The following is a 19,499-nucleotide window of genomic DNA, read 5'->3' on the forward strand; positions in this document are numbered from 1 at the left end:
TTTCACTCCGCTCGCATGGCTCGGGCCAACTGGGCGGCCTCTTCAACAACCGCCAGGTCAATCCCGGTCTGATATCCAAGCCGCTCCAGATGCGCGACGACAGTCTCGGTTGCAACGTTGCCCGAAGCACCCGGCGCGTAGGGACACCCGCCCAACCCACCAACTGCCGAGTCGAAGGTCCGGACGCCCAGCGCAAGCGCGGCGTCGATATTGTCGATGGCCCGCCCGTTTGTATCGTGAAGATGGCCCGCCAACCGGGTGACTGGCACACGTTCGCGCACGGCCAGCAGCATATGCGCGATGGTATCCGGCGTTCCCTGCCCGATCGTGTCACCCAGCGAAATCTCATAGCAGCCCAGCGCAAACAGCCGATCCGCAACCTCGGCCACCTTCTCGGGTGGGGTCGGGCCGTCATAAGGGCAGTCGGTCACGCAAGAGACATAGCCCCGCACCGGCAGGTCAATATGGCGCGCGGCCTCGAGGATCGGAACAAACCGTTCAATCGATTCCTCAATCGTGGCGTTGATATTGGCCTTGGAAAATCCCTCGGAGGCCGAGGCAAAGACCGCAATCTCATCTGCTTTGGCGGCCAGCGCGTCCTCATACCCGCGCATGTTTGGCGTCAGTGCAGCATAGCGCACCCCGTTAGCCCGTTTGATCCCTGCCAGAACCTCGGCACTGCCTGCCATCTGCGGAACCCATTTGGGTGAGACGAAACTGGCCGCCTCAATCCGATTGAACCCGGCGCGGCTGAGGCAGTCGATGAGGGCCACTTTCTCTGCCACAGGAATTTCGCGCTGTTCGTTTTGCAGACCATCGCGTGGCCCCGCTTCGAATATCTCGACCCGTTCGTCCATTACAGCGCTCCTCCCGGTTTTGTTTCCAACATGTTGACCCGACTGTGCCACGCGAAGCGGTGCAGGAACAGGCTACTCCTCTTCCAACCGAACAAGGGCTGCTCCGGCCTCGACCTGCGCGCCGTCTTCGGCCAACACCTCGGCTACGATGCCGTCACGGGCGGCTAGAAGCGAGTGCTCCATCTTCATCGCCTCCAGGATGGCCAGCCGATCCCCTTCTTTAACCACCTGTCCAACCGAAGCGAACACGGCTTTCACCAAACCGGGCATCGGGGCCTCAATCACATTGGTATCGCCAGCGGCGCTGGTGTCGCGGTTCAGCGGGTCGACAACATCAAACGCACGGCCGTAATGTTCGAACACGGTGATCCTTGACCCGGCCACCGCAACACGCGGCATTGGCGCCCCACCGACCGACCAGCCGTCACCGCTGCGTTCCGCAATGACGGTCTCTGCACCAACCTGCCATATCTGCCGGTTTGGGCCTTCGACCTGCACGTCCAGTTCAATAAGGTCGTCAGCCATCAACTGAACGGCACGATGCAAAGGCGCCCACAGAGAAAACCCGGTCTCGTCGGTTGTCTCGACCAGCCGCAGCGCAGTCATGCCCACCACCACGGATGTCGCAGCAGAGGTTGGGGCATCCCGATTCAACCCGTCCAAGTCCCGGCCGATTAAACCCGTGTCCACATCGCCTGCAGCGAACCCCTGATGCCGGGTCAACGCGCCCAGAAAAGCCAGATTAGTCACAGTGCCCGCTACTTCGGTCTTTTGAAGGACGCGGTGAAGCTGCTCTAAAGCGATTGCGCGAGTGGCACCGTGGACGATGACCTTAGCAATCATCGGATCGTACCACGGGCTGATCGTGTCCCCCGCACGCACGCCGCTGTCAGCGCGGCAGGCGCCAGGGAACTGCAAGTGCGTCAGGGTGCCAGTTGCAGGCAAGAACCCTTTGGGCACGTCTTCTGCGTAAAGCCGCGCCTCGAAGGCATGGCCATTGATTGACAGGTCGTGCTGCGCTTTCGGCAGCGTGTCACCCGAGGCGACCCGCAATTGCCATTCCACCAAGTCAACGCCGGTGATTGCCTCGGTGACCGGATGTTCGACCTGAAGGCGGGTGTTCATCTCCATGAACCAGAACCGATCCGGCCGCAGCCCGTCCGAGGCATCGACGATGAACTCAACCGTCCCTGCCCCTTTGTACCCAATCGCCTCCGCCGCACGCACACCCGCCTGCCCCATCGCCTCACGCATTTCGAACGTCATTCCAGGGGCCGGAGCCTCTTCGATCACTTTCTGGTGCCGCCGTTGCAGCGAGCAGTCGCGTTCAAACAGATGCACGGCGTGTGTACCGTCGCCAAAGACCTGCACTTCGATATGCCGAGGTTTGGCGACGAATTTCTCAACCAACACGGCGTCATTGCCAAAGGCCGTGCGGGCCTCGCTGCGCGCACTATCTAAGGCTGTGGCGAAGTCCTCGGGGCGTTCAACCAGCCGCATCCCTTTGCCACCGCCACCGGCCACGGCCTTGATCAGCACGGGATAACCGATGGTGTCTGCGGCCCCTGCCAGATGCTCGGGGTCTTGATTTTCACCGTGATAGCCGGGCACGACGGGCACGCCCGCCCGCTCCATTACCACTTTGGCCGCGTCTTTGAGACCCATTTGACGGATCGCATCTGCCGAGGGGCCGATAAAGGTCAGCCCTGCAGTCTCAACCGCATCTACGAATTCGGGGTTTTCGGACAGAAAGCCATACCCCGGATGGATCGCCTGCGCGCCTGTATCCAACGCGGCTTGAATGATCACATCCCCTTTCAGGTAACTCTCAGCCGGTGCAGCGGCACCAATATGCACAGCCTCATCGGCCATCTGCACATGCTTGGCCGAGGCATCCGCGTCAGAATAAACCGCAACGCAGGCCACACCCATCTTTTGGGCGGTTTCCATCACGCGACAGGCGATCTCGCCTCGGTTGGCAATCAGGATCTTGTGGAACATATTACCCCTCGCCTGCTAAATCTTCGACAAGGCGGAACCGCTCGCAAAGCAGTTCCATCTCAGGATCAAACCCGCCGTTGCGTTCGAAATACCTGCGGTGATCTTCCCGCCATCCTTCAAGCGTTTCATTTTCGCCCTCTGCCAGAGCAAAATCCTCAGTCATATCGCAGAAACGGCAGATCGTGACATCAAGTGTTTCAATCACCGCAGCCGGACTGTCATCCCAGTCCAGGGCGATGTCGCGCCGTCCGATCACCGGCGTATCGGGGCTACCTTCAGGATAGTCCCGCAGCGCACCGCAGGTTGCCGTTTTCTTACCCGCACGAACCAGCGCCAGCAGGTCTGCGCTCATCTTCGCACTGTCACCAAATTTGAAGGTTTGGGCTCCTGGATAACGGGTTAACACTTCTTTCAAAACCATGCTCATCACATCCTGAACACGCCGAAACGTGTCTCCTCAATCGGGGCATTCAGCGCAGCACTCAGCGACAGGGCCAGCACATCACGGCTTTTGCGCGGGTCGATGATGCCATCATCCCACAACCGCGCCGAGGCATAGAGCGGGTGCGATTGTTCCTCGAACATCTCAATCGTCGGGCGTTTGAACTCGGCCTCTTCCTCAGCAGACCAAGTGCCGCCCTGCCGTTCGATCCCGTCACGTTTAACGGTGGCCAGAACGCCAGCGGCCTGCTCACCACCCATCACCGAAATGCGCGAGTTCGGCCAAGTCCACAGGAAACGCGGCTGATAGGCGCGACCGGCCATACCATAGTTTCCAGCTCCGAAGGATCCGCCGACCAGCATTGTAACCTTCGGCACGTTTGTCGTGGCCACGGCAGTCACCATCTTGGCGCCATGCCGCGCGATGCCTTCGTTTTCGTATTTCCGACCAACCATAAAACCAGTGATGTTCTGCAGGAAAACCAGCGGGATATGGCGCTGAGAACACAGCTCGACAAAATGCGCGCCCTTTTGTGCCGCCTCTGAGAACAGCACGCCGTTGTTGGCGATGATCCCAACCGGGCAACCTTTGACATGGGCAAATCCGGTCACCAGCGTCTCACCGAACCGAGGCTTGAACTCATCAAACCGCGACCCATCGACCAGCCGAGCGATCACCTCACGGATGTCATAAGGTGTGCGCAGATCGGCCGGAACGACACCGAGGATTTCTTCGGGGTCATAGGCCGGGTCTTCAGGGCTGGCCCAGTCCACCGTCTGCGGCTTGCGTAGGTTCAGCGAGCCGACTGCCCGACGCGCCAAGGCTAGCGCATGTGCATCATCCTCGGCCAGGTAATCGGCCACGCCGGACAGGCGGGTGTGGACGTCGCCGCCACCCAAGTCCTCGGCGCTGACAACCTCACCCGTTGCCGCCTTGACCAGAGGCGGTCCGGCCAGAAAGATGGTGCCCTGCTCTTTCACAATGATGGTCACATCGGACATTGCAGGCACATAGGCTCCGCCCGCCGTGCACGACCCCATCACCACGGCGATCTGAGCGATCCCCTTCGCGCTCATTCGCGCTTGGTTAAAGAAGATGCGGCCAAAGTGATCGCGGTCGGGAAAAACCTCATCCTGATTGGGCAGGTTCGCGCCGCCACTGTCGACCAGATAGATGCAGGGCAGATGGTTTTCCTCAGCGATCTCCTGCGCGCGGAGGTGTTTCTTGACGGTCATCGGATAATAAGTGCCGCCCTTCACGGTGGCGTCGTTGCACACCACCATGACCTCACGCCCCTGCACCCGGCCAATCCCTGCGATCACCCCGGCACAGGGTGCGACATCGCCATACATCCCATGCGCTGCGGTCGCACCGATTTCCAGAAACGGAGAACCCGGGTCCAAAAGGTTCGCCACACGACGCCGCGGCAGCATCTTGCCGCGCGATTCATGCCGCGCGCGGGATTTCTCACCACCGCCCATGCGGGCCGCTTCGGCAGCGGCGGTTATCTGGGCCAGAGCATCGAGATGGGCCGCGCGGTTTGTCTTGAAGCCCTCAGAGGCGGACATGGCTTTGGATGTGAGTTTCATTGTTGTTCGCCTTCTAGTTCGGCCAACCAGTTCGTTAGCGATGAAGCGGCCAAGTACTTCTGAATTGCCACACCAGCAGCGCAGTAATCGTTGCTTGTGTAATCTTTGCACTCAACACTCGCGTTAATATCGCGAAGCGTTTCAAGTCGGGAGGTATAGAAGTCAGCCTGCGGACTCTCGGCATCTATCGTATTGGGAAGCCCAGCTAGTAGATTGCTACCAAGGACTCTGTATCTGGTTTCAAGGTTGAGAAAACACGCACGCTGGTCTTGGGCAGACTCGCAATAAGTTAATATCACAGCCAGACATTCTTCCCTTTTGCTCAACCAATTCAGTTGACCCTCAGAGCTATCAAAACACCTTTCTGCCCAACCACTTGGATCAGGATCATCAGCGTGTGCTTTGGACACGAGCGCAGAGATCGCCATCAAGAAAACGAACAATAGTCGGTTCAACTTTGAGCCCCCACTTCCTGTATCGCGCGTGCCTTCAATTCCATGCGGATCACCTTTCCCGTCACCGTCATCGGCAGTTCCTCAAGAAAAGTCACCTCGCGCGGATAGGAATACTGCGCCAGTCGGTCCTTGACCCAGTCCTGCAACTCTTGCCTCGAGGCCTCGGCCCCCGGCTTCAACACGACATAGGCCTTCACGATCTCGGTCCGTAGCGGGTCAGGCTTTCCGACCACGCCGACGGTTGCCACCGCCGGATGGGTCAGCAGGCAATCTTCGATTTCGGCCGGGCCAATACGATATCCGGCCGAGGTGATCACGTCGTCGTCGCGACCGACAAAGCGCAGATAGTTGCCGTCCCAAACACCGCGGTCTCCGGTGATTAGCCAGTCGCTTCGGAACTTCTCGGCCGTCTCCAGTGGCCGGTTCCAGTACTCCAGCAGCATCGAGGCCGAGCCGCGCCGGATGGCCACGTCGCCCTCCTCGCTAGTCGGGTTGCCGCTTTCGTCGATCACCGCCACCTCGTGTCCGGGCACCGGCTTGCCGATACAGCCAGGGCGCACTGGGAAATCCTCGGCGCAGGAGGACACGACCATGTTGCACTCGGTCTGGCCGTAGAATTCGTTGATCGTCAGGCCAAACGCCTTTTGCCCCCAAGCGAGCATTTCAGCTCCCAGAGACTCACCACCAGATGCGACAGAACGCAGGCCGGGGACGCTCTGATCCGCCGCCTTCAGCATCCGCAGGGCTGTGGGTGGAAAGAACACGTTCCGCACTCCGCCGCGCGCGATCACATCGGCGCAGGCTTCGGGGGTGAATTTCTCAAGCCGCGCGGCAACCACGGGAATGCCCAGCGCCAAGCCGGGCATCAGCACGTCGAACAATCCGCCGATCCACGCCCAATCGGCGGGCGTCCACAGGCAATCACCGTCCCGCAAATGGTTGTGGCTGATCGAAACACCCGGCAGATGACCAGTCAGAACCCGGTGCCCGTGCAAAGCTCCCTTCGGGCTGCCAGTGGTGCCCGAGGTATAGATCAACACAGCCGGGTCTTCGGGGCCGGTATCGGCATAGGGCAGCGGATCGTCGGACGGCGCGATCTGATCAACCCGGATTGGCTGCGCCAGATCGCTTAGCAATGCCACGCCCTCCTCATCCGTCAGTACAACCTGAACCCCTGCGTCGCCAACCCGAGAGGCCAGCGCGTCATGCTTGAAAAGCTTGAACAGCGGCACCGAAATCGCCCCGAGCTTCCAGATCGCCAAATGCGCTGCCGCACACCAAGGCGATTGACTGAGCAGCACGCCCACGCGATCACCGGGCTGTATTCCGGTCAACAACGCCTGCGCAATCCCATCGGTCATGCGGCCAAGTTGGCCATAAGAAACCGTGTTGCGCCCTCCGGCTGTCAGATCAAGTATGGCGATACTGTCGCTGGGATGGGTCAGGCACTGCCGCGCCATATTCAGCCGGTCAGGAATGTCCCAGCTCCCCGTTTCCCGCATACCCGGTATGCGCCTAATGGGACTCATGATCAGAACCCCTTGTTTTCATGACAGCTTCCGACCGTGCACGCGCGCCCGATCTCACAGAAACTTGATGCAGATCAGAGTTTACCGCGCCCTGGTTCGGCAAAACCGCTCCGTACACAAAATTAAAGGCCGCAAAATGACCAAAACACTCGCCGCTTTGACACTCTCTACCGCGCTTGTCGCGCTTGCCGCCCCCGGTATGGCCCAGAACCAAGGTGACTGGACCGTTGGTGTCGGTGTTGGCTACCTTGACCCCAAATCCGACAATGGCACTCTGGCTGGTCTGGATGCCGAGGTGGATGCGGACACGCGCCCGATTTTCACCGCTGAATACTTCATCCAGGACAACCTGGGTATCGAACTGCTGGCCGCGACCCCGTTCAGCCACACAGTCACCCTTGGTGGCAGCGTCGATGCGGGTTCGCTCAAGCACCTGCCGCCCACCTTGTCGCTGAACTACCACTTCCCGACCAACAGCGCGTGGAAGCCCTATGTCGGCGCCGGTATCAACTACACCATCTTCTTCGACGAGAAATCGGCTCTGGGCGATCTGGAACTGGACAACTCGGTCGGCGTCGCGCTGCAGGCCGGTCTGGACTACATGGTCACTGAAAACGGTGCCGTACGTCTGAACGTCCGTTGGTTCGACATCGAGTCGGATGTCAAACTGAACGGCACCGACATCGGCACCGCCGATATCGATCCTTGGCTGGTCGGCGTATCCTACGTCCATCGCTTCTGATCCTTTGAAAGAACGCCTCGCAGCTCCCTCGTCTGCGAGGCGTTTTTCCATCACAGCACTTCGCTCATCAATTCGCGCCCGATCAGCATCCGACGGATTTCGCTGGTTCCCGCGCCGATCTCCATTAGCTTGGCGTCACGGAAAATTCGGCTGACCGCCGAATCCGCAAGGAACCCGGCCCCACCCATTGCCTGTACCGCCTGATGCGCCTGCGTCATCGCCTGCTCCGAGGCATACAGGCAGCACGCCGCTGCGTCCTGTCGGGTCACATCCCCCCGGTCACAGGCCTTGGCAACCTCATAGACATAAGCTCGCGCCGAGTTCATCGCGGTGTACATGTCCGCGATCTTGCCCTGCATCAGTTGAAAGCTGCCAATGGGTTTTCCGAACTGCTTGCGCTCGGCCAGATAGGGCATGATCTCGTCCAGACAGGCCGCCATGATGCCTGTCCCGATTCCGGCCAGAACCACGCGCTCATAATCCAGACCGGACATCAGAACCGCGACGCCCTTGCCCTCTTCACCCAGAACGTTTTCAAACGGCACTTCGACATCTTCGAAAATCAACTCGGCCGTATTCGATCCGCGCATCCCCAGCTTGTCGAAATGAGGCGAGGTCGAAAAACCTTTCATCTCTTTCTCGATCAGAAAGGCTGTAATCCCTTTGGACCCCGCCTCCGGTTCCGTCTTGGCGTAGACGACCAGAGTATCCGCGTCCGGCCCGTTGGTGATCCAATACTTGTTGCCGTTCAACCGATAGTGGTCGTTACGCTTTTCCGCGCGCAGCTTCATCGACACCACGTCGGATCCCGCCGATGCCTCGGACATCGCCAAGGCGCCCACATGATCGCCTGAGATCAGGCGCGGCAGATACCTCGCTTTCTGCTCATCGGTCCCATTCAGCTTGATCTGGTTGACGCACAGATTCGAATGCGCCCCGTAAGACAGTGAAACCGAAGCAGACGCCCGCGCGACCTCCTCGACCGCGACGGTATGGGCCAGATATGACATCCCTGCCCCGCCGTATTCTTCTGATACAGTGATCCCAAGCATCCCGAGATCGCCCATCTCTTTCCACAATTCATTGGGAAAAGCGTTGGACTTATCGACCTCGGCCGCCATCGGCTTGACCCGGTCCTGCGCCCAGCGATGCACCATTTCGCGCAGGGCATTTACGTCTTCGCCCAGATCAAATTGCATTGTGGTCGTGAACATACGCGATCTCCTCCTTCGCATAAATGAACACATGTTCAATAAACTGATATCAGCCTTATCGCCCCCGGTCAACGACCCAACAAAGACAGCCGCCCGAAAAGGGCGGCTGTAGAAGGATAGAGTGTGCACCTCAGGTGCACTCATTTGGATCAGGATTGATAAATCGCGCCGACTTCGGACCGGATGATGCGCGCAATCAGGCGGCAATCCTCCAGTGAAAAGGTCAGTGGCACGCGCATGTCCATGATGCCGGCCAGAATGCGATCACTGGAGGGCAAAGGCGTGCTTTCTGCATAGCGCCAGCTGTCATAGCGGGACGTAAATCCGGTTGGTTCAGCCCCGCCGAACCACTTAAGTTCCACTCCGCGCGCTGCGCAACGCCGGATCACTTCAGCAATGCGCTCTGGTGACCAGTCGAGCAGCAAAAACTGGATCGAAGACCCGACATAGGTTTCCCCATCGGGACGCTCGACGATGGTCAGTCCTGGCGTTCCGCGTAAACCCGCCGCAATCTCATCGTAGCGTTCATTCCAACGCTGGACCTGCCGATCCAGATCGCGCAGTTGCGGGCGCAGAATAGCTGCGCGCAGGTTGTCCATGCGTCCGGACACATTCGGAATGGTGTATTTGATCTTCTCAAACACCTCCGGCCCCGGCGCAGCCAGATGGCGTTCATAGAGCATATACGAGCCCGACAGCATCGTCGCCTTGGCTGCCAATTCTTCGTCATCGGTGATGAGCAGCCCGCCCTCACCTGAATTGACGTGTTTGTAGGTCTGGCAGGAATAGCAACCGATCGCCCCCTGCCGGCCAGAAAGCTGCCCGCGCCATGCGGCGCCCATCGTATGGGCGCAATCCTCGATCACGATTACACCTGCGGCATCGCACATCTGTATCAGCCGATCCATATCGCACAGATGCCCGCGCATATGGCTGAGCATCAGCACTTTCGCCTGATCCAGCTTAGCCTCCAGATCCTCCAGATCGATGGTCAGGCTTTCGGTCACGCCAACAAAGACCGGTCGCCCGCCAACCGAGGCAATCGCACCTGGCACCGGTGCCAGCGTAAAGGCATTCGTCAAAACCGGATCGCCCGGTTGCACCCCGACCGCCCGTAGCGCCGTCGCCAGCGCATAACCGCCAGACGACACGGCCAGACAGTATTGCGCCCCCATCTGCGCCGCGAATTCCTGCTCAAGCAAAGCTGTTTCGCCCAACTCTCCGGGCGTAACGTTGTAACGATGCAGGCGTCCATGGCGAAGGACAGCCATCGCCGCCTCGATCGCCTCTTCGGGGATGGGTTCCTGCTGGGTGAAGCTGCCAGTGAATGTCTCGGTCATAGACTTGTTCTGATACTGCGCGGGTTGTGGGTCAAGAGATCACGCCGCCGCACCGATCAACCCTTCGACTACCGAGTGTAGATCATCGAAGTGATGCAGCAAGGCTTCGGGCTCCAGCGCGGCCATGTCATCACCGGACGGGCCGAATGTCACCAGAACCGAGGGCACACCCGCCGCGCGGGCCGTGTTGCGGTCGGTATCTGAATCCCCTATTAGTACACACAAATCCGGATGCCCACCCGCACGGCGCGCAGCCTCACGCAAGGGCTCCGGGTCCGGTTTGCGCACCGGCAACGTGTCAGCACCGACCAGAGAGGCGAACGCATCCCGCACTCCCATCTGTGTCAGCAACTGATGCGCCAGCGCCTCGGGCTTGTTGGTGCAGATGCCGACACCATAGCCTGCGGATCGCAAAACCTCGACCGCGTCCAGGGCGCCGGGATAGAACTGCGTGTGCGTGTCGATGGCCTGCGAATATGCCTCGAGCAAGGTCGGATAATAGGCGTGAACAGTCTCTTCGTCATAAGCGCCTACCCGCTTGAGCCCATGCGTCAGCATCATCCGCCCGCCCCGCAACGCAACCGCCGCGTCCTGCTCGTGCACCAGTACATCACCGTGCCCCATCTGTCGAAAACAGTGGTTCGCCGCAGCCAGCAGATCACCCGACGTATCGGCCAATGTTCCGTCCAAATCGAAGATTACCGTTCGCATTGCGCCTCCTGCTTCGGCGGTTTTTTGCCGTGTCGTGTTGCAAACGGCAATCTTGTTTGATGGCTGAACCGCTTGCGCCTTTGACCTCAGCGGATAAAACGGACGGCAACAAAACACAAAGAGAAATCGAGTTCATGAGCACTGCCCTTGTCATCCTTGCCGCCGGAAAAGGCACCAGGATGCATTCGGATATCCCCAAAGTTCTGCACCCCATTGCCCAGGTCCCGATGCTGGTCCACGCCATGCGCGCCGGTGCCGTGCTGTGGCCCGAGCGCACTGTGATCGTCACCGGTCATGGGGCCGAGGCCGTGGCAAAGGTAGCCACGGAAGAGGACGACACCACTCAGATCGCAGTGCAAGTAGAACAACTGGGCACTGCCCATGCCGTTGCACAGGCCCGTGACGCGCTGAAGGGGTTCGAAGGCGATGTAGTAGTTCTGTACGGCGACACGCCGTTCTTGCAGCCTGACACGCTGGAACGCATGATCGCGGCCCGGGCGGAAAACGATATGGTCATTCTGGGTTTCGAGGCCGCCGATCCCGCGCGTTATGGCCGCCTGGTCATGAATGGTAACAGTCTGGAACGGATCGTTGAATTTAAAGACGCCTCGGATCAGGAGCGCGCGATAACTCTCTGCAATTCAGGACTTTTAGCCTGTGATGCACAGACACTGTTTTCCCTGATCGACGCAGTAGGTAATGACAACGCGGCAGGTGAATACTATCTGCCCGACGTTGTTGAAATCGCCCGCAGTCGCAACCTGAAAGTCACGGCCGTCGCCTGTGATGAGGTGCAGACGCTAGGCGTTAACTCGCGCGCTGATCTGGCGGCGGCAGATGCCGTATTTCAAGCCAATGCACGCGCCGCTTTGCTTGAGCTAGGCGTCACTCTGATGGCCCCGGAAACCGTCTATCTGGCCGCTGACACCGTGATCGGCCGCGATACGGTGATCGAACCCAACGTGGTATTCGGCCCCGGCGTCACGGTCGAAAGCGGCGCGACGATCCGGACGTTTTCTCATCTGGAGGGCTGCCATGTAAGTCGAGGGGCTGTTGTCGGCCCGTATGCCCGCCTGCGCCCTGGCGCAGAGTTGGCGGAAAACACCCGCATCGGCAATTTTGTCGAAATCAAGAACGCTGAAATCGCCGAAGGCGCCAAGGTCAATCACCTCAGCTATATCGGCGATGCCTCTGTGGGCGCGGCCACGAATATCGGTGCAGGCACGATCACCTGCAACTATGACGGTGTGATGAAGCATCGCACCACCATTGGTGAGAATGTCTTCATCGGCTCGAACACCATGCTGGTGGCCCCAGTCACGTTGGGTGATGGAGCAATGACGGCGACCGGAACCGTTGTGACACGCGACGTAGAACCCGACGCACTGGCCGTTGCCCGCGCCAAGCAGGACAACAAGCCGGGCTATGCGCGTAAATTGTTTGACATGTTGAAGGCGAAGAAGGCTCGCCGCGACAAAGGAGCCTGATCCATGTGTGGAATCGTAGGTGTTCTGGGCGAACACGAAGCCGCCCCTATCCTGGTCGAAGCGCTGAAGCGGCTGGAATATCGCGGCTATGACAGTGCGGGCATCGCCACGGTCAATAATGGCGCGCTTGGGCGCCGCCGGGCGGTGGGCAAGCTGGTCAACCTCAGCGATCTGCTGGTGCATGATCCGTTGCCCGGAAAGTCTGGCATCGGACATACCCGCTGGGCCACCCATGGCGCACCCTCAGTCACCAACGCGCACCCCCACAAGGCCGGTCCGGTCGCCGTGGTACATAACGGTATCGTCGAAAATTACCGTGAGTTGCGGGCGGAACTGGCCGAACATGGCGTGGATTTCGTAACTGAAACCGACACCGAAACCGTCGCACTGATGGCCGAGCATTACCTGAACACCGGCCTGTCCCCTGTTGAGGCCGCCTTCAAAACCATCAACCGTCTCAAGGGTGCTTTTGCGCTGGCCTTCCTGTTCGACGGCCAAGACGATCTGATCGTTGCGGCCCGCAAGGGCTCCCCCCTGGCCATCGGGCATGGCGTGGGCGAGATGTTCGTGGGCTCGGACGCGATTGCGTTGGCACCACTGACCGACCGCATTACCTATCTTGAGGAAGGCGACCGCGCGGTGCTGACCCGCACCTCGCTTGAAATCCGCAACGAGGTCGGAGAACTGGCAAACCGCGAGACCCGCCAGATCAAGTTGGACCAGACCCGGGCCGACAAGGCCGGTCACAAGCACTTCATGGCCAAGGAGATTGCCGAGCAGCCCGTGGTGGTGGCCGAAGCGATCCGGTCGTACCTGCCCACCGGCGGGGATGAAGTCATCCTGCCCGGTGATCTGGACTTCACCAAGCTTGACCGCCTGACCATGGTGGCCTGTGGCACCGCCTTTTACGCCTGTCTAACGGCCAAATACTGGTTCGAACAACTGGCCAAGATGCCCGTAGAGGTCGATATCGCCAGCGAGTTCCGCTATCGCGAACCGCCGATTCCGGGCCGGACGGCGGCGCTGTTCGTCAGCCAGTCGGGAGAAACCGCCGACACACTGGCCGCACTGCGTTACTGCGAAGGCAAGGCCGACAAAATCGTGTCGGTGGTCAATGTCCCCGAAAGCTCAATCGCGCGGGAAAGCGACATCGCCCTGCCCATCCATGCCGGGGTAGAAATCGGCGTGGCCTCGACCAAGGCGTTTACCTGCCAGTTGAGCGTGTTGCTGATGCTGGCGCTGAAGGCGGCTGCGGATCGGGGAACACTGAGCGACGAAGAGCTGGCCGATCACGCCGCCGCGCTGCGCGGGTTGCCAACCGCGCTCAACACCGCACTGGATCAAAACCAGGCCATCAAGAAATCCGCCCAGCGCCTGTCCGAGGCGCGCGACGTGCTGTTTCTGGGCCGCGGCCTGATGTATCCGCTGGCCATGGAGGGCGCACTGAAACTCAAGGAAATCAGCTATATCCACGCCGAAGGTTATGCGTCAGGTGAGCTGAAACACGGCCCCATCGCCCTGATCGACAAACATATGCCGGTGGTTGTCATGGCCCCGCGTGATGCGGTCTTCGACAAGACCGTTTCGAACATGCAGGAAGTCATGGCGCGCAAAGGCAAAGTCATTCTGGTCTCAGACGATGACGGCATTGCCGAGGCAGAGGATGGCGTCTGGAGCACCATCCGTATGCCGCATGTCCACACCAGCCTCGCCCCAATCCTGTATTCGGTCCCGGCGCAGCTGCTGGCCTATCACACGGCCGTGGCTAAAGGGACGGATGTGGACCAACCGCGCAATCTGGCGAAATCCGTCACAGTGGAGTGAAACATGGCCAAGCAATTCCCGGAACTGGACGACGCCCAGCAGAAGTTCATCCAAGATCAGCACATCTTTTTCGTCGGTACGGCAGCGCCTGACGGACGGGTGAATATCTCACCCAAGGGAATGGATTCGCTGCGCGTTCTGGGGCCGAACCGGGTTGTTTGGATGAATCTGACCGGCAGTGGCAATGAAACCGCGGGGCATTTGCTGGAAACCAATCGCATGACGCTGATGTGGTGTTCTTTCACCACGCGTCCGCTTATCCTGCGCACCTATGGAACGGCCCACACTTTGCATGTGGGCGACGCTGGCTGGGAGGAACTGGCTGATCTGTTCCCCGACCACCGCAGCGCGCGGCAGATTTACGATTTGCAGATCGACCTGGTTCAGACTTCCTGCGGCTATGCCGTGCCGTTCATGGAGTACCAATCCGACCGGGAAACCATGCAGAAATGGGTGGACGGCAAGTCGGACGATGATATCCGCGCCTACTGGGTGGAAAAGAACCAGCAGACCATCGACGGCAAACCGACGCGTATCACCTAATTCGATGCTGGACACCTATCTGGATCAGATCAAAGTTCATGCGGATGCCGAACGCGCCGAGCAAATGGCGGCCTATCACAAGGTCGATCGTCCTTACCTGGGCGTCGGAAACCCGGTACTGAATGACCTCACCAAAGCGTGGCGTCAGCAGTTGGATGTTGCCGCGCGTTTAGAACTGGCAGATGCGCTCTGGCAGACCAACATCCACGAAGGCCGTCTGGCCGCCGCCAAGCTGCTGACACAGGCCCGCATTCGGCCGGATGAAGCTGTTTGGGATCTCTTGCAAGGCTGGCTGCCGGATTTCGATGCCTGGGCTGTGGCTGATCACGCCTGCATGGCGATGCAGAAACGTCTGTCAGCCGATCCATCCCGGCTGGATCAGGTCGAACTTTGGACGACGTCCGGCCATATGTGGACCCGGCGCGCCGCACTGGTGGCGACGCTGCCTTGGACTAAACAAAACCACCCCAAACCCGATGATCTGGCCCGACGCGACCGTATCCTCGGCTGGGCCGCTGGCTATGTGCCTGACCGGGATTGGTTCATCCAGAAAGCCATCGCATGGTGGCTACGCGAGCTATCCAAACACGACGCGGACCGCGTGATCGCGTTCCTGAGCGCACATGGCGACGCAATGAAGCCCTTTGCCCGCCGTGAAGCCGGGAAAAACTTGAGAGATCAGTTGGAATAAATCTCGAGCTCGACCAGTTCGTCGAAAGGCAGCAGTAAGGCCCGCATCGCGTCCAGAGACAATCGGCTGCCGCCACTCTCCGGCCCCGGTGCCGGAACCAAGGTGATATAAGCCTGCGACCCCGTTTTTGGCACAACAACACGGCCGGTGATCTCGGTATCGACCAGCGGCGTCTGCAGCCAACGGCCCGGCGTTGTTGGATCCCCCAAACCGGCAATGGTGGTCTTTGGCCCGACCCAGCTGGCAGGCGCGGTCGCAACCAGCTCCGGCTCGACCGTTTCCTCTGTTGCAACCTCTTCCACCTCAGTGGTGGTGTCGTCCGACCCCAAGACACGGTCCGTCGTCGACCGAACGGTTTCACAACCCGCGACAAGGAAAGCCAAAGTCAAAAGCATGAATCTCATACCAGCAACCTACCGCCCTGTGCGCATCTGTACCAGCGCAAAGACAATTTCACCCTTGTCGCAGACATGCCCCAGCTTTACCTATGTCCCATGACTGCTCCGCTTATCGACCCATTCGCTCGTGCGATTACTTATCTCCGCGTCTCCGTTACGGACCGCTGCGATTTCCGTTGCGTATACTGCATGTCCGAGGACATGAAGTTCCTGCCGAAGAAAGACCTGCTGACGCTGGAAGAGCTGGACCGTATGTGCTCCACCTTTGTGAAGATGGGCGTTGAAAAGCTGCGGATCACTGGCGGTGAGCCCCTTGTGCGCCGCAATATCATGACCTTTTTCAACAGCATGACCCGCCATCTGGAGAGCGGCGCGTTGAAAGAGCTGACCCTAACCACCAACGGGTCACAGCTGCATCGCTTTGCCGATGATCTCTACGCGGCAGGCGTGCGGCGGGTGAACATCTCGCTGGATACGCTGGACGAGGACAAGTTCGCGCAGATCACGCGTTGGGGTCGCCTGAAACAGGTATTGAACGGCATCGACGCGGCGCAAAAGGCCGGGCTACGGATCAAGATCAACGCGGTGGCTCTGAAGGGCTTCAACGAAGAAGAACTGCCCACCATCACGAAATGGTGCGCCGAGCGTGACATGGACCTGACGTGGATCGAGGTCATGCCCATGGGCGACATCGGAAACGAGGACCGTCTAGACCAATACTGGTCACTGAAAGATGTGCGTAAGGAATACGAAAACCACTATTCTGTAACCGATCTGGCAGAACGTACCGGCGGTCCCGCGCGCTATGTACGGCTGGAGGAAACCGGTCAAAAGATCGGCTTCATCACGCCGCTGTCGCATAACTTCTGCGAAAGCTGCAACCGCGTGCGCCTGACCTGCACCGGTGAGCTGTTTATGTGCCTCGGCCAAGAGGATATGGCCGACCTTCGCGGTGCCCTGCGCGACCATCCTGACACCGAGCAACCGCTTGAGGATGCGATCCGCGCGGCGATCAATCTCAAACCCAAAGGGCATGATTTCGACTATTCCCGTCAGGCGGTTGACGGCCAGATGAGCCGTCACATGAGCCACACAGGCGGCTGACATGCCGGATCAACCGGGCCGACCAACGCTGCTGTACAAACTGTATTGTGGCCTGACCGCTGTTGCTGGTCCTCTCGTCTGGCGCACGGTGCGAAAAAAGCTACAGGCCGCCGATGTTCCCGTAATCCGACAGCACGAACGTCTGGGCCATGCCAGCCTGCCCCGCCCCGACGGGCGTCTGATCTGGTTCCACGCGGCGAGTGTCGGTGAAACACTATCGGTGATCAGCCTTATCAAACGGCTGGGCGAACGATTGCCCGATGCCGAGTTTCTGATTACCTCGGGCACACCCACTTCGGCTGCACTGATCGAAAAGCGTATGCCGCCACGCGCGCGCCACCAATACCCTCCGATCGACATGCCCGGCCCCGTCCAGCGCTTTCTGAATCACTGGCGCCCGGACGCCGGTATCTTTGTCGAAAGCGAAATCTGGCCACGCCTGATTGTCAAAAGTGCGACGCGTGGCATCCCTCTGGCGCTCCTGAACGCGCGACTGTCGGACAAATCCGTTGAGGGCTGGAAGAAACGCCCCGACACGGCACGCTTCATTCTTGACCACTTCCGGCTGTTCCTAACCCAGAACAACAAGACGGCCACAAACCTGATCGACATGGGCGCACGCGCCGAACGCGTTCAGCCCGGCACAAACCTCAAGGCAATGTCCGATCCTCTGCCGGTGGATGAAGCTACGCTGTCAGACATCAGCGCTCAGATCGGAGAACGCCCTGTCTGGATCGCCAGTTCGACCCATGCGGGCGAAGAGGAAACGGTTCTGGCGGCTCATGCGGAGTTGCTGAAACGCTGGCCCGATTTGCTTTTGTTGCTGATCCCCCGCCATCCTGAACGCCGCAACGACGTCGCCGCGCTGATTGAGCAAGCTGGACAAAACGCGGCGCTCCGTTCAGCCGGAGAAAAGATCACCAAGGAAACGCAAATCTACGTTGCGGACACTCTGGGCGAGACTGGCACATGGTACGCCCTCTGCCCCATCGTTTTTCTGGGCGGTTCCCTAATAGAGATCGGCGGCCACAACCCGTTCGAACCCGCTCAGGCCGGAGCAGCCGTAATCACCGGCCCGGGTTATTTCAACTTTGCCGAAACCTTTGCCCCGCTGATCGAAACAGGCGGAGCACTGCAAGTCCAATCCGCCAACGATCTAGCCGCAGCCGTAGCAAACTTGCTATCGGACCAAAATGCTCTGGATACGGCTCGCAACGCTGCAAAATCTTGTGTGAACACCCAAAAATCCGCACTTGATGCAATCGTCGAAACGCTCTGCACCCAACTCAGCTTGTCTGAAGGGGGTCCTTCTTCATCTGGCTAGAAATTTCCCGGGGGTGCGGGGGTCAGAGCCCCCGCTCGGCCCGTTAAGCCGCAGGCATCCGCTGTTCGACAATCTCAGCCCACCAGCTACAACCGGCCGGTATCGCCTCATCGTTGAAGTTGTACTCGGGATGGTGCACCGCAGCCGTGTCACCATTGCCGACCAGAATATACGCGCCGGGCCGCTCCTCGAGCATAAAGGCAAAATCCTCGCCTCCCATGATCAGCGGCGCCTCGTCGCAACTGCCCGATACGGATCGCGCGACATCAGCGGCGAAATCGGTCTGCGCGTCACTGTTCACCATCACCGGGTATCCCCGGTAGTAGGTCACCTCGACGGCCCCGCCAAAAGTCGCGGCAACCCCATTGCAGATTTCCTTGATGCGTTTCTCGGCAAGATCGCGCATCTCCGAACTCATCGTACGGACGGTTCCTTTCAACTGCACAGTCTGCGGGATCACGTTGAAGGCCGTGGACGACGTTTCAAATGACGTCACCGAGACCACAACCTGATCGACCGGGTCTGCGTTGCGCGCCGCAATCGTCTGCAACGCCAGCACCGCCTGTGCGGCCATCACCGTCGTATCCACAGTCTCATGCGGCTTGGCTGCGTGACCGCCTTTGCCTTCGAATGTGATGTCGAACTGGTCGGTGGCAGCAAAAAACGCTCCGGGGCGAATGGCGAAACTGCCTACGGGCCGACCGGGCCAATTGTGCATTCCATAAACTTCCTGAATGCCCCAGCGATCCATCATGCCGTCTTCGCACATCTCACGACCGCCGCCGCCGCCCTCTTCAGCCGGCTGAAAGATCACCACAACGGTGCCGTCGAAATTCCGCGTTTCCGAGAGGTACTTCGCCGCCCCTAGCAACATCGCCGTATGCCCGTCATGGCCACAAGCGTGCATCGCCCCCTCGGTCTTTGAGGCATAGTCCAGCCCCGTCGCCTCTAGGATCGGCAGCGCGTCCATGTCGGCCCGCAGCCCGATCACTTTGCCACTGGTATCAACCTTGCCCTTAATCACACCGACAACGCCCGTGCGGCCAATGCCGGTCACCACTTCGTCACAGCCGAACTCTCTCAGTTTGTCCGCGACCATCGCGCTGGTGCGGTGTGTTTCGAACAGAATTTCTGGGTTTTCATGAATGTCTCGGCGCCATTCGGTGATTTCTCCCTGCAACTCGGCGAAGCGGTTCTTGATCGGCATGGTCATCTCCCATCTTGTTCTTGTGGCCGGAGTACTTCCCG

At 59.6% G+C, this 19,499-nt stretch carries 18 protein-coding genes; 7 read left to right on the forward strand and 11 right to left on the reverse strand.

Annotated features, from left to right (window positions below; genetic code table 11):
• Nucleotides 1-2 precede the first annotated feature (2 nt).
• The 6 genes from ACXAGD_RS10930 to ACXAGD_RS10955 form a co-directional block, all read right to left on the reverse strand.
• Complete coding sequence (locus ACXAGD_RS10930) at nt 3-857, reverse strand: hydroxymethylglutaryl-CoA lyase (protein ID WP_475210510.1); 855 nt, start codon at nt 855-857, stop codon at nt 3-5.
• A 72-nt stretch (nt 858-929) separates the two neighbouring features.
• Entirely contained in the window at nt 930-2,858 is a 1,929-nt protein-coding gene (locus tag ACXAGD_RS10935; protein ID WP_475210513.1) for an acetyl/propionyl/methylcrotonyl-CoA carboxylase subunit alpha, read from the reverse strand.
• Nucleotide 2,859: 1 nt separating this feature from the next.
• Nucleotides 2,860-3,285, reverse strand: coding sequence for an ASCH domain-containing protein (locus tag ACXAGD_RS10940; RefSeq protein WP_475210515.1), 426 nt, complete (start codon nt 3,283-3,285; stop codon nt 2,860-2,862).
• Nucleotides 3,285-4,889, reverse strand: a complete 1,605-nt coding sequence (locus ACXAGD_RS10945) for a carboxyl transferase domain-containing protein (protein WP_475210516.1) — start codon at nt 4,887-4,889, stop codon at nt 3,285-3,287. The genes ACXAGD_RS10940 and ACXAGD_RS10945 overlap by 1 nt, the downstream gene beginning before the upstream one ends.
• Complete coding sequence (locus tag ACXAGD_RS10950; RefSeq protein WP_475210518.1) at nt 4,886-5,317, reverse strand: hypothetical protein; 432 nt, start codon at nt 5,315-5,317, stop codon at nt 4,886-4,888. Before ACXAGD_RS10950 ends, ACXAGD_RS10945 begins: the two co-directional genes overlap by 4 nt.
• A gap of 23 nt (nt 5,318-5,340) precedes the next feature.
• The gene (locus ACXAGD_RS10955) at nt 5,341-6,873 is read right to left on the reverse strand and encodes an AMP-binding protein (protein WP_475210519.1); all 1,533 of its coding nucleotides are present in this window, start codon (nt 6,871-6,873) and stop codon (nt 5,341-5,343) included.
• A gap of 136 nt (nt 6,874-7,009) precedes the next feature.
• Here ACXAGD_RS10955 and ACXAGD_RS10960 point away from each other — a divergent pair, with 136 nt between their 5' ends.
• Nucleotides 7,010-7,615, forward strand: a complete 606-nt coding sequence (locus ACXAGD_RS10960) for an OmpW/AlkL family protein (RefSeq protein ID WP_475210521.1) — start codon at nt 7,010-7,012, stop codon at nt 7,613-7,615.
• A 50-nt stretch (nt 7,616-7,665) separates the two neighbouring features.
• On the opposite strand, the gene ACXAGD_RS10965 is transcribed toward ACXAGD_RS10960, so the two are convergent.
• The 3 genes from ACXAGD_RS10965 to ACXAGD_RS10975 form a co-directional block, all read right to left on the reverse strand.
• Nucleotides 7,666-8,829: an isovaleryl-CoA dehydrogenase gene (locus tag ACXAGD_RS10965; RefSeq protein ID WP_475210522.1), complete on the reverse strand. Its 1,164-nt coding sequence runs from the start codon at nt 8,827-8,829 to the stop codon at nt 7,666-7,668.
• Nucleotides 8,830-8,978: 149 nt separating this feature from the next.
• Nucleotides 8,979-10,169 (reverse strand): DegT/DnrJ/EryC1/StrS family aminotransferase, encoded by a 1,191-nt coding sequence (locus ACXAGD_RS10970; RefSeq protein WP_475210524.1) that lies wholly within the window; start codon nt 10,167-10,169, stop codon nt 8,979-8,981.
• A 39-nt stretch (nt 10,170-10,208) separates the two neighbouring features.
• Nucleotides 10,209-10,880, reverse strand: a complete 672-nt coding sequence (locus ACXAGD_RS10975; RefSeq protein ID WP_475210527.1) for an HAD-IA family hydrolase — start codon at nt 10,878-10,880, stop codon at nt 10,209-10,211.
• 134 nt (nt 10,881-11,014) lie between these two features.
• On the opposite strand from ACXAGD_RS10975, the gene glmU reads away from it, so the two are divergent.
• From glmU to ACXAGD_RS10995, 4 genes are read left to right on the forward strand one after another with little or no spacing between them, the layout of a single operon-like run.
• Nucleotides 11,015-12,367, forward strand: a complete 1,353-nt coding sequence (gene glmU, locus ACXAGD_RS10980) for a bifunctional UDP-N-acetylglucosamine diphosphorylase/glucosamine-1-phosphate N-acetyltransferase GlmU (RefSeq protein WP_475210529.1) — start codon at nt 11,015-11,017, stop codon at nt 12,365-12,367.
• A 3-nt stretch (nt 12,368-12,370) separates the two neighbouring features.
• A complete protein-coding gene (gene glmS, locus ACXAGD_RS10985; RefSeq protein WP_475210531.1) occupies nt 12,371-14,191 on the forward strand; it encodes a glutamine--fructose-6-phosphate transaminase (isomerizing) in 1,821 nt (606 codons plus the stop codon).
• Between the two features lie 3 nt (nt 14,192-14,194).
• Complete coding sequence (locus ACXAGD_RS10990) at nt 14,195-14,734, forward strand: pyridoxamine 5'-phosphate oxidase family protein (protein ID WP_475210532.1); 540 nt, start codon at nt 14,195-14,197, stop codon at nt 14,732-14,734.
• A gap of 4 nt (nt 14,735-14,738) precedes the next feature.
• On the forward strand, nt 14,739-15,425 hold the full coding sequence (locus ACXAGD_RS10995) for a DNA alkylation repair protein (RefSeq protein ID WP_475210534.1): 687 nt from the start codon (nt 14,739-14,741) through the stop codon (nt 15,423-15,425).
• On the opposite strand, the gene ACXAGD_RS11000 is transcribed toward ACXAGD_RS10995, so the two are convergent.
• Complete coding sequence (locus tag ACXAGD_RS11000; protein ID WP_475210536.1) at nt 15,413-15,829, reverse strand: hypothetical protein; 417 nt, start codon at nt 15,827-15,829, stop codon at nt 15,413-15,415. The two genes, ACXAGD_RS10995 and ACXAGD_RS11000, sit on opposite strands and share 13 nt — an antisense overlap.
• Nucleotides 15,830-15,919: 90 nt before the next feature.
• Here ACXAGD_RS11000 and moaA point away from each other — a divergent pair, with 90 nt between their 5' ends.
• Nucleotides 15,920-16,927 carry a GTP 3',8-cyclase MoaA gene (gene moaA / locus ACXAGD_RS11005; RefSeq protein ID WP_475210538.1) on the forward strand — a complete coding sequence of 336 codons (1,008 nt, stop codon included), beginning with the start codon at nt 15,920-15,922 and terminating at the stop codon, nt 16,925-16,927.
• Nucleotide 16,928: 1 nt separating this feature from the next.
• Nucleotides 16,929-18,251 carry a 3-deoxy-D-manno-octulosonic acid transferase gene (locus ACXAGD_RS11010; RefSeq protein ID WP_475210541.1) on the forward strand — a complete coding sequence of 441 codons (1,323 nt, stop codon included), beginning with the start codon at nt 16,929-16,931 and terminating at the stop codon, nt 18,249-18,251.
• 43 nt (nt 18,252-18,294) lie between these two features.
• Here the strand turns inward: ACXAGD_RS11010 and ACXAGD_RS11015 are convergent, their stop codons facing one another.
• Entirely contained in the window at nt 18,295-19,458 is a 1,164-nt protein-coding gene (locus ACXAGD_RS11015) for a M20 aminoacylase family protein (protein WP_475210543.1), read from the reverse strand.
• Nucleotides 19,459-19,499 lie beyond the last annotated feature (41 nt).

This window comes from Ruegeria sp. ABF4_144 (assembly GCF_056160045.1).

Excerpts from the sequence above, each read along its gene's own strand:
- ACXAGD_RS10930 (WP_475210510.1), bottom strand. The coding sequence starts at position 857 with ATGGACGAACGGGTCGAGATATTCGAAGCGGGGCCACGCGATGGTCTG.
- ACXAGD_RS10935 (WP_475210513.1), bottom strand. The coding sequence starts at position 2,858 with ATGTTCCACAAGATCCTGATTGCCAACCGAGGCGAGATCGCCTGTCGC.
- ACXAGD_RS10940 (WP_475210515.1), bottom strand. The coding sequence starts at position 3,285 with ATGAGCATGGTTTTGAAAGAAGTGTTAACCCGTTATCCAGGAGCCCAA.
- ACXAGD_RS10945 (WP_475210516.1), bottom strand. The coding sequence starts at position 4,889 with ATGAAACTCACATCCAAAGCCATGTCCGCCTCTGAGGGCTTCAAGACA.
- ACXAGD_RS10950 (WP_475210518.1), bottom strand. The coding sequence starts at position 5,317 with ATGGCGATCTCTGCGCTCGTGTCCAAAGCACACGCTGATGATCCTGAT.
- ACXAGD_RS10955 (WP_475210519.1), bottom strand. The coding sequence starts at position 6,873 with ATGAGTCCCATTAGGCGCATACCGGGTATGCGGGAAACGGGGAGCTGG.
- ACXAGD_RS10960 (WP_475210521.1), top strand. The coding sequence starts at position 7,010 with ATGACCAAAACACTCGCCGCTTTGACACTCTCTACCGCGCTTGTCGCG.
- ACXAGD_RS10965 (WP_475210522.1), bottom strand. The coding sequence starts at position 8,829 with ATGTTCACGACCACAATGCAATTTGATCTGGGCGAAGACGTAAATGCC.
- ACXAGD_RS10970 (WP_475210524.1), bottom strand. The coding sequence starts at position 10,169 with ATGACCGAGACATTCACTGGCAGCTTCACCCAGCAGGAACCCATCCCC.
- ACXAGD_RS10975 (WP_475210527.1), bottom strand. The coding sequence starts at position 10,880 with ATGCGAACGGTAATCTTCGATTTGGACGGAACATTGGCCGATACGTCG.
- glmU (WP_475210529.1), top strand. The coding sequence starts at position 11,015 with ATGAGCACTGCCCTTGTCATCCTTGCCGCCGGAAAAGGCACCAGGATG.
- glmS (WP_475210531.1), top strand. The coding sequence starts at position 12,371 with ATGTGTGGAATCGTAGGTGTTCTGGGCGAACACGAAGCCGCCCCTATC.
- ACXAGD_RS10990 (WP_475210532.1), top strand. The coding sequence starts at position 14,195 with ATGGCCAAGCAATTCCCGGAACTGGACGACGCCCAGCAGAAGTTCATC.
- ACXAGD_RS10995 (WP_475210534.1), top strand. The coding sequence starts at position 14,739 with ATGCTGGACACCTATCTGGATCAGATCAAAGTTCATGCGGATGCCGAA.
- ACXAGD_RS11000 (WP_475210536.1), bottom strand. The coding sequence starts at position 15,829 with ATGAGATTCATGCTTTTGACTTTGGCTTTCCTTGTCGCGGGTTGTGAA.
- moaA (WP_475210538.1), top strand. The coding sequence starts at position 15,920 with ATGACTGCTCCGCTTATCGACCCATTCGCTCGTGCGATTACTTATCTC.
- ACXAGD_RS11010 (WP_475210541.1), top strand. The coding sequence starts at position 16,929 with ATGCCGGATCAACCGGGCCGACCAACGCTGCTGTACAAACTGTATTGT.
- ACXAGD_RS11015 (WP_475210543.1), bottom strand. The coding sequence starts at position 19,458 with ATGCCGATCAAGAACCGCTTCGCCGAGTTGCAGGGAGAAATCACCGAA.